This is a genomic window from Neochlamydia sp. EPS4, assembly GCF_000813665.1.
Taxonomy (GTDB): Bacteria; Chlamydiota; Chlamydiia; order Chlamydiales; family Parachlamydiaceae; genus Neochlamydia.
This window is the reverse complement of sequence record NZ_JSDQ01000011.1, coordinates 1-13,590: the sequence shown is the minus strand read 5'-3', so window position 1 is coordinate 13,590 and position 13,590 is coordinate 1. Positions and strand designations below refer to the sequence as shown.

Sequence of the window (13,590 nt, the reverse complement as noted above, 5' to 3'; positions counted from 1 at the left end):
AAAACGCTGTCTTATTTTTTCGGCGATATCTTTCAAAGGATTTTCCGCTAATTCAAGCGTTTGCAGCTGATGCAGCTGCCCAATTTCTACAGGAAGACTGGCGAGCTGGTTTTGGCTTAAGTCAAGCCTTTGAAGCTGAGACATCTGCCCGATTTCTGCAGGCAGGCAGGTGAGCTGGTTTTGATTTAATTTAAGCGTTTGCAGCTTAGACAGCTGCTCGATTTCTGTAGGAAGGCTGGTAAGCTGGTTTTGGCTTAAATCAAGCTCTTGTAGCCAAGACAACCGCCCGATTTCTGCAGGCAGGCTGGTGAGCTGGTTTTGATTTAAGTGAAGTCGTCTCAGCTGAGACAGCTGCCCGATTTCTGCAGGCAGAGCGGTGAGCTGGTTTTGTTTTAAGTAAAGCCCTCGTAATTGAGACAATTGACCTATTTCTGCAGGCAGAGTGGTGAGCTGGTTTTGATTTAAGTCGAGCCTTTGCAGCTGAGACAATTGGCCTATTTCTGAGGGTAAGTAAGTCAAGCCTACTCTATATAAACCTAAACCCATGATATTTTTACAGTTTTCTTCAATCCAATCTCTAAGAAGCTCTCCTTTTTTTTCTAGAGACAAGTGCTTAATTTCTTCTCGGTCCAAGTATTCTTCTCCCTCAGGAAGTTTTTTCCAAAGTAAAAGGCGATTAATATTTAAGAGATAAGAAGAGTAATTAGCCAGCGTTAAGCCTCTTTTTTCTTCTGTTTTCCATTTAAATTCTAAAGTTGAAAGAGACTTGGCTAAAGTAAAGATTTGCCTAAAGATTGCATTTACCTTTGCTGTTTCAGAAAGCTTTTCTTCTAGCTTATAGATCCTATCTACAATAAGAGCCTGCTCCTTAACATTTCCTTGAGGAACATGCACTTTACCTATTTGCTTATAAAGAGGGAGCATGACTGCAGAAGCTAGCAGATGATGCCATCTTTTACAGACGCTAAATAAGGGAGGAACTACGCAAGCCTCTAAGATAGGGAGCAGCAATTCATTGGGCAAGCTTTCAATAGATGTCGAAGAGATAGGATGCATTTTATTTTCTTGGGTAATGATGACTTTTTCAGCATTTTTATTATTTAAAGACAATGTATAAAAATTAAAAAAGCAAGTCAAAACAATTCGTATCCTTATCACAGGGAGGGTATAGGCTAACTTGTTAAGCAAAGAGCAAGTTACTGTGCCTTTTAGGTGATAGCTAGATATAGAAGGTTTTTGCTCAGCTTTGGGCCGACCAGACGTAACATGCTTTTGAGTTGCTATCATTTGAGATTCTATAATTTGTATATATTTAAGTTTTTTACAAAATTATCTAATAGACGCTTAGCATCGTTCGGACATGAAAATTCTTGCGGCATGAGCTTAATAAAGACTTTGGCTTCTTTTTCACCGCCCTTAAGGTAATGCTTGGCTAAAGTACGGCAAGCCCTTAAAATAGGAACTAGGATTTCACTAGGCACTTGTGCAAGAGTGATAGAAGAACAAGGGTTCATTTGCTGGCCTTTTTAGGCTTTTTTTAAGTAAAAGATGTTGAAGAAAGCTAAAAGAAGCAAGAAAAATTTTAAGTTAAGTGGGCTACCTGTACATTTAAAAAAAGCCTATTTTTCTATTTTTCCTTAGAAGAAATTTAATTTTCTTGCAAAGAGGTAGGAGTAACATTTTGAAGAAGCTCTATAATTTCATCACGGTTAAATTGTTTTAAAAGCCGATGATCATCCACTCCTACAATATCTTCCATGAGTTTTCCTTTTCTAGTAATCATCATGTCAATTTTTTCTTCAAAAGTGCCTTTGGTCACCAATTTGAAAACTTGAACTCCTCTAGTTTGGCCACTACGATGAACGCGGTCTGTCGCCTGATTTTCCCGGGCGGCATTCCACCAGCGATCATAATGGATAACAACAGAGGCAGCAGTTAGCTCTACTCCTAATCCTGCAGCTTGCAAAGAACCTAAAAAAACTTCACACTGTGGGTCTTCATTAAAGCGTTTAAGTTGCTCTCCTCGATTAATCGTTGAACCCCGAATAGCAGCAAAGCCAATGTGGCGCTCTTCTAGATATTTTTGAATGATATCCAGCATATTCAAATATTGAGAGAATACCACAACTTTCTGGTGACTTTCACGTGCTTCTTTCAATAGCTCGATGAAAAGATCCCATTTGCCAGCTTGGTAGAGTTTATATTCAGAGGGGGTTTTTAGATAGCAGGCGGGATGATCGCAGATTTGTTTTAAATATGAAAGGATAGCAAATATATGTAGGTAAGGGATAGGCTGACTTCCATGGGTAAGTTTATCCAGCACCACCTGTCGCGATTGTTCCACTACATTATTGTAGAGAATAGCTTGAGATTCTGTTAGTCCGCAATGGGAGATCTCTTCAGTTTTTTCTGGTAGATCGTTAAGGACATTTTCTTTCTTCCGTCTTAGCACGAAGGGATTTATCAATCGTGATAAGAGAGCTTTACGCTTTAAATCCTGCTTTTTATCAATAGGTTTAACAAAATACTCGCGATAATCTTTTTCACCAGGCATATAAGTAGGTAAAACTAAATCAAATAAAGATTTTAACTCACGCAGATGGTTTTCTATAGGAGTACCTGTGAGCCCAAGGCGCATCTGGGCATTAACGTGGGCTAGCGTGGCGTAAAGGCGGCTCCTATAGTTTTTTGCAATTTGAATTTCATCAAAAATTGCTAATTCAAAGGATATTTTAGAAAGCAATTGGTGTTCAATTCGCCACACACCATAAGAAGTTAAGAGAATATCATAATGCTCCTGAAATTCATCCAGGCTGCGATGAGTGCCATAAAAGGTAGAAACACGTAAGTTAGGCAAGTACTGCGCAAGCTTATCCTGCCAATGGTAAATGACCGAGGTAGGGCAGATGATTAAAAAATAGCTGTTACCCTTTTGTTTTTGCTTTTCGCCATGATTGATAATAGCTGCGATTAGGGCCATCGCTTGGTGGGTTTTACCTAGTCCCATATCGTCGCAAAGTAGTCCTGACAGCCCCTGCTGATAAAGAAACCATAGCCAATGGAGACCCTTTTGTTGATAGGACCTTAGGTCACAACTTAGACCTAATATATTAGGTTCAGCAGGAATTTTAAATTCTATAAGCTCTTTTAAAAGATTGAAAGAAGAGGAGTGATTGGAATTTTTTTCTTTTTTTCCTTCTTTTATAGGCTCTAAGGCATTCAAACGAATCAGTTCAATCGTAGAAAGGGTTAGGAGATTATGACGTTTATCTAAGCGTTTTTTTGCAAGAAGCTTTAACCAATCATAGCGTTTGTCTTCAAAATCAATGAGCCCAGCTTCTGTAAATTTAAAGCGCTGATTTTTTTTTGAAGCTGTCCATAGCTCTGCGATAGGAACAGCACCCTCTTCAGAGGTGTACTCTAAGTTAACCGTGTACCACCCGCGTGTATTAGAATCTGCTTTAGAAATAGCGCTTGCGGTAAGCTCAAGCTCTTTAGGTGGTGTAAGGCGTGGGTCAAGGCTTTTTATAAATGGCTTTAAGTTCTTGAGCTCATGCTCTAAAAAAAATAGATGATGCTCAGGTTTTATTTCCACTACCTTCTGATAAGCTAGGGGTAAGCGACAAGTTAAAGGGAGTTCAGCAAAGCCTTCTCCCTCTACATAAGTAAATTCGTCAAAAAAATAAACTTCTTTAAGGGTGTATTCTGGCAATAGATCAAAGGTGGGAGCAACAAGGATGAGCTCCTCTTTAGTTAATTTTATTACTAATCCTGCATGGACAATAGGTTGCTTTTCACTAAAAAAGCCCGGAATAACTTTTAGCTCCTCGCGATTATTTCTGATAAACATAGGAATATGACCAGGATTTAAGAAAGACCCAGGGCGTAAGGGAAGGCTTACAGGCGTAGTATTTTTAGCATAAAACCCTTGGCTCTCGATGTAAATCCAAGGGCCAAAATCCTTAGTTTTCAAAGTTTGCTCTTGGGTAGCTACTGTACGTTGAAAAGAAAGCAACCCTTTTTCTATATCCATTTTATAGTTTAGTAATGCCTCTAAGCTCGCTACGTGTGTTTCAAATCCTTTGTGAGTATTTAGCCACGTACGATGCTGCTGGACAAATTCTCCCACTTTTTCGGCAGGAACCAAGGTTTTCGCTTCTTTAAATCGCAGGCCTTCTAGCTTGTAAAAGCCCTCCTCTTCTAGATAAGCCCATGAATCAAAAAGCTGGGACATAGGCTTGCTAAGATCTCCAGGGCAGTGAACGTAACACTGAATATGAAGGTTCCACTGTTCATCAAAAGCAATCGCATAGGAAGCTTTAAAGATCCCTTCATGAATAATACAGCCTTGTAAATGTTCTTTGATGAAAGCTAAATTTTCATCAAGTACTTGTGCTAGATGAGCCTGGCTAATCACTTTAGAGCTTAATAAGCCTAAAGGATCTAAAGGATAAAATCCTTTAAAAGGTACCAGTAGCCAACTTCCTAATTGAAAGCCTTGAGAAAGAGAGGGGGAGCTGGCAATAGGGGGAGGGGTTTTACTCGAGTCAATTAGAAAGCAAGCATGTGCTTTATCATAAGTTATTTTAATATTAGGGTCAGCTTTCAGTGGATACAAACGCAAAGGCGAATGAACGGTAGCTAAAGCAGGGATAATCAAAGGCAAATGCGTGTGGGGAATATAAAATTTGCAGTAGAGAGTAGGAAATTTCACACTCATGTAATTAGGGATACCTTGGGGCGTATAACTAAAATCTATTTGATAGGTTTCCCCAGCTTCTTGCAGAGACATCAGCCACTTTGCCAAGTCATTCCAAAAAGAGAGTGCATAGCTTAGCATAGGACTGGGGCGACCTGCTTTCCAACGACGAATCTCTTCTGGCGATAGATTGGAAAATTTTAAAGAAGTTTCTTCCGTTTCTTTATAGCGATTAAAAAGTAGATGTTTTAATTGAGCGGCAGTAGCTTTTGTAGTGCTTTGGACTAAAAAAATTTGTTGGCGATTGGCATAAATGGTATAAATCCCTTTGGAAGAAGGTCTAAACTTTACTTCCTCAAATTTCATCTGTTCCGCACAAAGATAACACAGCTTATTCCAAAGAGACTTTTCAAAGCGCTTATGAAGAGGTTGGCGGCTTTTGTTAAAAATATATAGATAGGCGGCAGCTAAATGGGGGCAGGCGGCCACATCCTCGCTTTCCTCACAGGAGCAAAAAGCATCCTTTAAACGGTTGACCTTATCAAATTGAAGAAAGGACCACACGCCTTGAGGATTTTTTTCATCCACTACTTTAACTTGATAGGTTTCTCCTGAAAACTCTACTTCTTTAACCTTTCCTGTTTGTAAGAGCTTCTCTCCTTTCTCCTGGAAGGGTTTAAGAACACTAGGTAGTGGCATATCAAATACCTAACAAAGAAGAAGTAGTAGCTAGGGAAAGTAGATAGCTAGTCCTATTACGAAGGTTTAATAAAAAAATTAGCTGAGCATTAATTCTTCTATACTCCTCTAAAAAAGGCAGGCTGACCACTAAAGGAAGTCCATGATTAAGGCGATTAAGCATACTAATGGGAAACTGATAAGTTGAAAGCATTGAGTATAGCATTTTTAATGTTTTAGTGCGAATAACCGCTTATAGATGTAGCTCTCTGCCAAAAAGGGTATTGAACAAGGGCTTGCGAAAGAGGAGGCTTTTTAAAAATTATGGGACGGGATTGTATTTTAAAAGGTAGCCTTGCTGGTCAGTCACTTTAGAGTAAACCCAGGGATCATCATTCTCACGCATTAACCGATCACAGCCCATGCTAAAACCGACAAAAAAGCCATACTTGCGCATAGCATCCAGTGTATATTGTGAGCTGCTAGGTAAATAGTTACTGCGAGGGCCATCAATAGGTGTAATTATTGTTTGATGAAAGCCAATGAGGCTTTCGGCAACAGGGCCCATCAGGGGGGTGGTACAGTAATAAGGCTGGTTTTGCAAGGAAGCGGGCTTAATGTGGGCTAAATCGGCATCTTTCCCCCAAGGCTCTGCCCTAAGGCAAAAAGAGATTAGAACAAGAGGAAAGAGAGTGAAGAGGTTGAGGGCTATACGTATAGGCATTTAGAAGGAAGTCTGAAAAGTTAATACAGGAAAAAGATGATTTTTGATCATATAATCTTTAGCTAATGTTTTGTATAAATGTTCATTAAATTCTTTTGCTCCTAGGCCTGCACCATTAATTCCTCCTATGTACCATCCCATCTCAAGACTTGTAGTAATAGCTCCTGCGGCCCAATTCCCATGATCAAAGAAGTAGTAAGCGGTAGCGATAAAAAGCGAATTGACTAAGAAGGCGGTAATGGCTGTATTTTTTTGTCCCAAATAGTAATAACCCGCTCCAGGAAGCAGAGCATTAAGTGTCTTAGCATGTCTGACTGACTTCGCATGTTGATTATAAGTAGTTAGAAAATAGGATAAATTCTCATTAGAGCCTAAGCATGGACTGTGAAGTGCCGAAAAATTGGCATAAAGGACATCTTCAGCATGTTGGAGATTCTCTGCGACTTTAGGGCGAACTTTTTCAAGGAGAGCAAAAACTTTTTCAGCTTTAGCTGGTTGGCCTGCTCTTGAATAAGCATCATGAAGAATTTGAAGAAGATTCTCAAAAGCTAGAAATTGAGCTGAGATATTAGTCAAGCTACTAGCCTCAAAAGCCTCTACAGCTTCTTGATATTTTTCACCTAAATAATAGCTTAAAATAATATCATATTCTATCTGCTGTTTTCGATAGAGCTGGCTTGAAGGAATAAGAATCAAAGCACGTTTATAGCTAGTAATAGCGCGATAAAGGTCATTTTCCCGAGCAAACTTGTTAGCTATAAGAAGTTCTTTAGCCCAATCTTCTTGCAGCTCTTCAGAAGTTAAATCCGGAAAAGCGGAGGGAAGATTTTCTATAACATGCACAGGCGCAGCAAATTGAATATTTGGCTCAAGTTGACCAGCTTCTTTAAAAGAGCAAGCTACTAAGCATAGGCCTATTGAGCCTATAAATAGATTAGTAACGATCTTCACTGCCATCCGAATTTTCTGTATTGATAATATTAAAGAAATCCATCGCTTCATCAGTTTCGCAAACCCATTCCTTAGGGCGCCGGCTCTTGACACGATAGATATTTTGCTGATGTCTAGTGATGTTGTCAATTTCTTCTTCAGTATCTAAGATGATAGGATGAATAAAAATCATTAAATTTTGCTTTGTATTTTTAACTTGCTTATCACTAAAAGCTGCTCCTAAAACAGGAATGGATCCTAAGCAGGGAACTTGAGTACGGTTTCTTTCGTCCGTATCGCTTACCATTCCACTTAAGATTAAGAAAAACTTATTGGGAACATGTACTTTTGTTGTGGTCCTGTTAATTTTAGTAGTAGGGCCCACTATCTGGCTAGTTGCAGTTGAGCTGCTCGAAATTCCTCCAGAAACAATGGAGCTAACTTCTTCTTGAATTTCCAAAGTAACAATATCATTACTGCCAATGATGGGGGTAACCTTTAAATTAGTGCCGACATCTCGAAACTCGAAATTCTGTGTTAAAATAGTACCTAAGTTGTTAGCAATAGATTGGGTAGGAAACTGCGTGTTGAGGCCTACAAAAACTTCTGCTGGTGAGTTATCTTCAGTAAGAATTTTAGGATTCATGATAATGCGTGACATAGACCTTTGTGTTAAAGCTTTTACAAGGCCTCCTAAGGTCGCATATTCTTTTCCATTATGGGTGATGGTCTGCCCAATAACTCCTAGTACAAAACCGCTTACACTTGTAGCTTGGGCAGCAGCATTAGGAATTAAACCAAGACCTGATGAAGCCATCCCCGCTGGTAGAGTAGAGGCTCCCGATAAGAAAGCTTCCGCACCAGAAGTATTGCCTCCACCAAAGTTGGAAGCTACATTAGTAGAGAAGTTTAAGGAATCGGTGATGTCTGTTTCTAAAATAAGCATTTCAAGTAGAACCTGACGGAGAGGAACATCAATGTCGCCTAAGAGCTCTCTCATCTTATCAATAGCATCGCTTGTTCCCGTAAATATAAGCGAGTTTGAGGATTCAATCCATTGAACGCTATTGATAGAAGCTAAGAGGTCCGTATTGGTTCCGGCTCCAGAGGCTGTAAGGCTTTCAGCAATCCTAGCTAGAGCCTTAGCAATTTGCTCTCCTTTACGGTATTGCAACTTATAAATAGAAAATTGAGTTCTTTCAATGTGGCCTACAGGTAGCTCAGCATCAATTCTTTCTTTACGCTGCACTTTTTGGGGTGAAATAGGCTTGCCAGGATTGAGCTGAAAAACCCAGTTACCATCTTTGTCTAAAACCCACTTACCATCAGGTCCTTTTCCATCAGGAATAGGCTCACCGGGCTCAAAGTACCAGTTACCTTGTTCATCAATTTTCCAATTACCTTTAGGGGGTCCTCTGCCATTAACAGCTGCTTCAGGAATAAATTGCCAGTTGCCATTTTTGTCCAAAATCCATTGACCTGTCTGCTGTTTTGTACCAAAATTAAGATCTTTAGGGTTAATTATTTGTGTTGTGGCTCCTGTCTGATCAAGATATTTCAAAATAGATAGAGTGCGTTCCACGAGATAAGGGCTTCCTACGATGAAAATACTATTGGCTGCTTTATGAGAGATAAAGTTAATTTTTTGATCTTGGGCAATTGGTTGGATAATCCGTCCTGCCAGTGCGATAAGTGCGTCTGCCGATTGGGAACGCACAACATATTGGCCGATAACCAGTCCACTTTGTGGGCTGTCCAAGCTATTAAGTAAAGCGCTGATTTCTCTAATATTCGAGGATAGATCTGTAATTATTAGATGATTAGTTTCTTTAAGTACTTCCACTAAAGCATTAGCAGAAATCATGGGTTTTAAAATCAAGGCAGCACGCTCTGCTTCTAACGTATTTAGTCTAAAAACCTTAGTTATAATGTCGAAACTCTGTCTTTGATGGACACTTCCATCCTCGGTCACCACCTTGGAGATACCGGCAACTTTACTGTTACGATGAATAATGATAGTGTTTTCTTGCTCGATCAATTCTAGGTCGTGGATACGTAGCTCTTGCAGTAGAGCTGTCATAATATTATCAATAGTGGTGGGTTCTTCTGAGACTATTGTAACAGTAAATTGTAAATCGTTTTCATCGAATACAAAATTCTTATTAGAAATGCGGCTAATGAAACGAATATATTCTGTAATAGCGACATTATTGAAATTAATGAGGATAGTTTTAGGAGGTTCATTGGTATTTGCAGGGCTAGCCGTAAGAGGCTTAAAGTTAGAAGGAGAAGAGGTGTGTGTGCCAATATTAGAATTCGGAGAGGTAGTATCTTGGTTGGTCGCGGAAGGCCCTGAGGATTGAAATAAGGGGGGAGAAGAAGAAGGAAATAAGGATGGCGTTTGGGGTGATGAAGAATCAGAGGTAAGAGGAGGTTGAATAGGAGTATTGAAGCCTGCTGAGTGATTAGAGGCAGAGTTATCTATGCTTGGCGAGGAAACGGTACGCATATGTTCTGGTGAGGAAGTAGGATTAAGCATAGAAGGAAGGTCGGTAGAACTCGAAGAAGTTGTAAAAGAAGGGTGCCCCTGCGGGGAAGAGGAAGATTCAGAAGTCGTAGAGAGCTGAGGTGGAGAAATAGTTGGGGGCTGTAAAGAGGCAGGCTGAGCTTCTGGAGGCTGGGTAAGAGTAGGCAATAGTTCCGAGGCTGGTTGGTTGGCTGTGTTAAGAGAATCGGTAGGCTGTGCCCCTTCAGGTAGAGTATCAGCTGTATGAGGTTGGGGATAAGTAAAAAGTTTAGGATAGAAAAAGCGGCCAATTTCTGGCGATTCATTTTTCTCTTGAGTAGATGAAGAATCTGGGGTAGAAATAGCCAGGGGCGGCAAAGTGGCTGGTATTTCCTTATTATCTAATGCTTCATCACCACCATAGGGAAGTGTTGACGGCACAGAGTGTTCAGCTTTTATATAGGTGTAACAAAAGCATGAGGTTAAGATGAAGATAGCTAATGATAAAGCTTTAGGATAGGTATAATATTTTTTCATGTAGAGTAGGGGGTTATGTCATACTAAAAAGTCAGGATCATAAAGTCTCGATTGATTTAATGCAATTTTATAATTAATTTTTTGATTAAGCTATTTGATCATCCACCAACCTGTTTACTAGCTATAAGGTCATGAAAATCAGAGGAAAGGTGTTTTTTCCACTCTTATTCAAAAGATAGTAGATGAGCGAAGATTTCTATAAAAGGAACTATTAGGAAGAACGCTAAGGCATACAAAAGGGATTCTCAAGAGCATTACAGGAGAGGCGAGAAGGGTTTTTTTTAAAGTAGAGGCTTTCACGGCAGAGGCAAAAGAGGCAGGCTTAATAGATAAATAGCCTTAGACAAAGGCTGAGGTAATGTTAGCTTTAAGCGTCCTTATAAGCTTTGCAAGCTAGAATCGGACAAAAAAAAGTAGGTGGGTGTTTTTAATCTTTAGGGAGAAGGCGATATGTGGCTAACTTACCTTCCTACTTTAAGATTTGAGCTTATTGGAGAAACAAAAACAGCTTCTTCTTATCCTTCGCATTTTTTTTAAACAGGAAAAGATTCTTTAAAGCTTTTCCTAAGAAAGAAAGCTTAAGAAGTCTATTAGGATGGCGAGTAAATAACGCGAGTTATCGGATAAGAAAACCCTCTAAGGCTGCTTCAATTATACCTAAGCTATAAGCCAACTCATTAACTTTTGCTTTTCCGTGCGAGTAAATTGCATGCGGGGCTTACAGGGCTCGTAAGCATAGGCCACTATTCCGCTGATTAGATTGGCAAAAAAATTCCAAGAGCTGCGATGTCCGAGGATGTTCGATTTGACAAGAGTTATTCAATTTATTGTTAACGCTTTCAATGATGCCTCGCTTTCTTAATAAAATCTTATCTACCAGTGAAATTAGCTTGTTTTTCATATTCTTTCTAAGCCTAGGAATAATTTCTAAGCCCTTGTCGTAAAAAGCTTGATAAACAATTGTGAGTGAGTAGAGCAGGAGAATTTCACTCCTACCCCCTCTTAGAACTAGACGGGAGCCGCTCGACTCATCCGGCTCTCATTATCTAAACCATTGGTATATAACCAAGCTTCCAATAAACGAATAAATGGGGAGAAGACTCGGCAATCTGTTCTATATAATGACATGCTTTGGCCTTGTATCTATTGTATTTGCGATATTTTCGCTTTGTCCATTTACACAAATAGTCATTTACGTTCCTCCATAGCCAGCTCCCTTACAAGCCTTTAGAAGAGAACAAAGCTTATTTGTCACGCGCGTTCCGATGCAAATCAAAGAGGTAAAAGAACTCATATTCGAAGTGCCTTACGACAAAACTGTAGTGATAGTAGAAGGCTATCAAGCTTTTGAGAGTACCTCTTGCTATGCAGGCTTTGAACAAAGATGGGTAGTCATCTCCCAGCCAAGCGGCCTATCATTTAGCTAAGCATTACCTTAAGGGCAGTAAAAAAGAAGCCAAAGCCTTTATTAGGCTCATGCCGCAAGAGTTTTCATGTCCAAGCGATGCTAAACGCCAATTAGATAAGTTTTTAAAAAAACTTAAATATATACAGATTATAGAGCCTCAAGTTATAGCAACTCAAAAGCATGTTACGCCTGGTCGGCCCAAAGCTGAGCAAAAATCTTCTATATCTAGCTATCACCTACAAGGCACGGTAGCTTGCTCTTTGCTTAACAAGTTAGCCTATACCCCGCGGTGATAAGGATACGAATTCGTTTGACTTGCTTTTTAATTTTTTTATATTGTCTCTAAAAAATGATAATGCTGAAAAAGTTATTACTACCCAAGGAAATAAAATGCATCCTATCTCTTCGGCATCTATTGAAAGCTTGCCCAATGAATTGCTACTCCCTATCCTAGAGGCTTGCGTAGTTCCTCCCTTATTTAGCGTCTGTAAAAGATGGCATCATCTGCTGGCTTCTGAAGTCATGCCCCCTCTTTATAAGCAAATAGGTAAAGTGCATGTTCCTCAAGGAAATGTTAAGGAGCAGGCTCTTATTGTAGATAGGATTTATAAGCTAGAAGAAAAGCTTTCTGGAGCAGAAAAGGTAAATGCAATCTTTACGCAAATCTTCGCTCTAGCTAAATCACTTGCTCCATTGGAATTTAAAGAGAAAACAGAAGAAAAAAGAGGCTTAACTCTGGCTAACTACTCTTCTTATCTCTTAAATATTAATCGCCTTTTACTTTGGAAAAAGCTTCCTGGTGGGGAAGAATACTTGAGCCGAGAAGAAATTAAGCACTTGCCTCTAGAAAAAAAAGGGGAGCTTCTTAGAGATTGGATTGAAGAAAATTGTAAAAACATCACGAATTTAGATTTATCTAGAGCAGGCTTGACTTATTTACCCTCAGAAATAGGCCAATTGTCTCAGCTGCAAACGCTTGACTTAAAAGAAAACCAGCTCACCAGTCTGCCTGCAGAAATTGGGCAGCTGTCTCAGCTGCTAATGTTTAACTTAAATCAAAATCAGCTCACCAGCCTTCCTGCAGAAATCGGGCAGCTGTCTCAGCTGCTAATGTTTAACTTAAATCAAAATCAGCTCACCAGTCTGCCTGCAGAAATTGGGCAGCTGTCTAAGCTGCAAACGCTTGGCTTAAATCAAAACCAGCTCGCCGCTCTGCCTGGAGAAATCGGGCAACTGTCTGAGCTGCAAGAGCTTGCCTTAAATCAAAACCAGCTCACGAGCGTTCCTGTAGAAATCGGGCAGCTGTCTCAGCTACAATGGCTTTACTTATATCAAAACCAGCTCGCCGCTCTGCCTGCAGAAATAGGTCAATTGTCTCAACTGCAAGGGCTTTACTTAAATCAAAACCAGCTTGCCAGTCTTCCTGCAGAAATATGCCAGTTATCTCAACTGCAAGAGCTTTCCTTAAATCAAAACCAGCTCACCGCTCTGCCTGCGGAAATCGGGCAATTGACTCAGCTGCTACAGCTTCACCTAAATCAAAACCAGCTCACTAGCCTTCCTACAGAAATAGGTCAATTGTCTCAACTGACATGGCTTCGCTTAAACCAAAACCAGCTCACTAGCCTGCCTGCAGAAATAGGCCAGTTATCTCAGCTGCAATGGCTTGAATTAACTCAAAACCAGCTCACCAGCCTTCCTGCAGAAATTGAGCGGCTGTCTTGCCTACAAACGCTTGAAATAGCGGAAAATCCTTTGAAAGATATCGACGAAAAAATAAGGCAGCGTTTTCAATTGTAAAATGGTCGTAAGTACTTCTTAAATGGGAGGAGCTAAAATGAAATAAAAAAACTTTTAGCCATCTTATCTTTAAACAAGTAAACCGCACTTAAATCAAAACCAGCTCACCAGCCTGCCTAAAGAAATCGGGCAATTGTCTCAGCTGCGAGCGCTTTACTTAAACAACAACCAGCTCACCAGCCTTCCTACAGAAATTGGGCAGCTGTCTGAGCTGCAAACGCTTTACTTAAATCAAAACCAGCTCACTAGTCTTGCTGCAGAGATAGGGCAATTGTCTCAGCTGCTACAGCTTGAATTAAATCAAAACC

At 39.9% G+C, this 13,590-nt stretch carries 9 protein-coding genes and 1 pseudogene; 2 read left to right on the top strand and 8 right to left on the bottom strand.

What is annotated here, in order from left to right; all coding sequences use genetic code 11:
- The 8 genes and pseudogenes from DB42_RS10180 to DB42_RS01275 form a co-directional block, all read right to left on the bottom strand.
- Positions 1-1,056: leucine-rich repeat domain-containing protein (locus DB42_RS10180; RefSeq protein WP_162180739.1), on the bottom strand; the 1,056-nt coding region annotated here is incomplete at its 3' end.
- A gap of 239 nt (positions 1,057-1,295) precedes the next feature.
- Positions 1,296-1,514 carry a hypothetical protein gene (locus DB42_RS01305; RefSeq protein ID WP_044881388.1) on the bottom strand — a complete coding sequence of 73 codons (219 nt, stop codon included), beginning with the start codon at positions 1,512-1,514 and terminating at the stop codon, positions 1,296-1,298.
- A gap of 134 nt (positions 1,515-1,648) precedes the next feature.
- Positions 1,649-5,398, bottom strand: a complete 3,750-nt coding sequence (locus DB42_RS01300; RefSeq protein ID WP_044881387.1) for a DEAD/DEAH box helicase — start codon at positions 5,396-5,398, stop codon at positions 1,649-1,651.
- A 1-nt stretch (position 5,399) separates the two neighbouring features.
- Positions 5,400-5,603, bottom strand: coding sequence for a hypothetical protein (locus tag DB42_RS01295; protein ID WP_044881386.1), 204 nt, complete (start codon positions 5,601-5,603; stop codon positions 5,400-5,402).
- 96 nt (positions 5,604-5,699) lie between these two features.
- Complete coding sequence (yidD, locus tag DB42_RS01290) at positions 5,700-6,101, bottom strand: membrane protein insertion efficiency factor YidD (RefSeq protein WP_044881385.1); 402 nt, start codon at positions 6,099-6,101, stop codon at positions 5,700-5,702.
- Positions 6,102-7,058, bottom strand: coding sequence for a hypothetical protein (locus tag DB42_RS01285; RefSeq protein ID WP_052435882.1), 957 nt, complete (start codon positions 7,056-7,058; stop codon positions 6,102-6,104).
- Entirely contained in the window at positions 7,036-9,978 is a 2,943-nt protein-coding gene (locus DB42_RS01280; protein ID WP_162180738.1) for a secretin N-terminal domain-containing protein, read from the bottom strand. Before DB42_RS01280 ends, DB42_RS01285 begins: the two co-directional genes overlap by 23 nt.
- A 753-nt stretch (positions 9,979-10,731) precedes the next feature.
- A pseudogene (locus tag DB42_RS01275) lies at positions 10,732-11,017 on the bottom strand (transposase); the annotation flags it as partial.
- A gap of 322 nt (positions 11,018-11,339) precedes the next feature.
- Here DB42_RS01275 and DB42_RS11090 point away from each other — a divergent pair.
- Both DB42_RS11090 and DB42_RS01270 read left to right on the top strand, forming a co-directional pair.
- Positions 11,340-11,501 carry a hypothetical protein gene (locus tag DB42_RS11090; RefSeq protein ID WP_155117363.1) on the top strand — a complete coding sequence of 54 codons (162 nt, stop codon included), beginning with the start codon at positions 11,340-11,342 and terminating at the stop codon, positions 11,499-11,501.
- A gap of 49 nt (positions 11,502-11,550) precedes the next feature.
- Positions 11,551-11,775, top strand: coding sequence for a hypothetical protein (locus DB42_RS01270; RefSeq protein WP_044881384.1), 225 nt, complete (start codon positions 11,551-11,553; stop codon positions 11,773-11,775).
- The last annotated feature ends 1,815 nt before the right edge of the window (positions 11,776-13,590 follow it).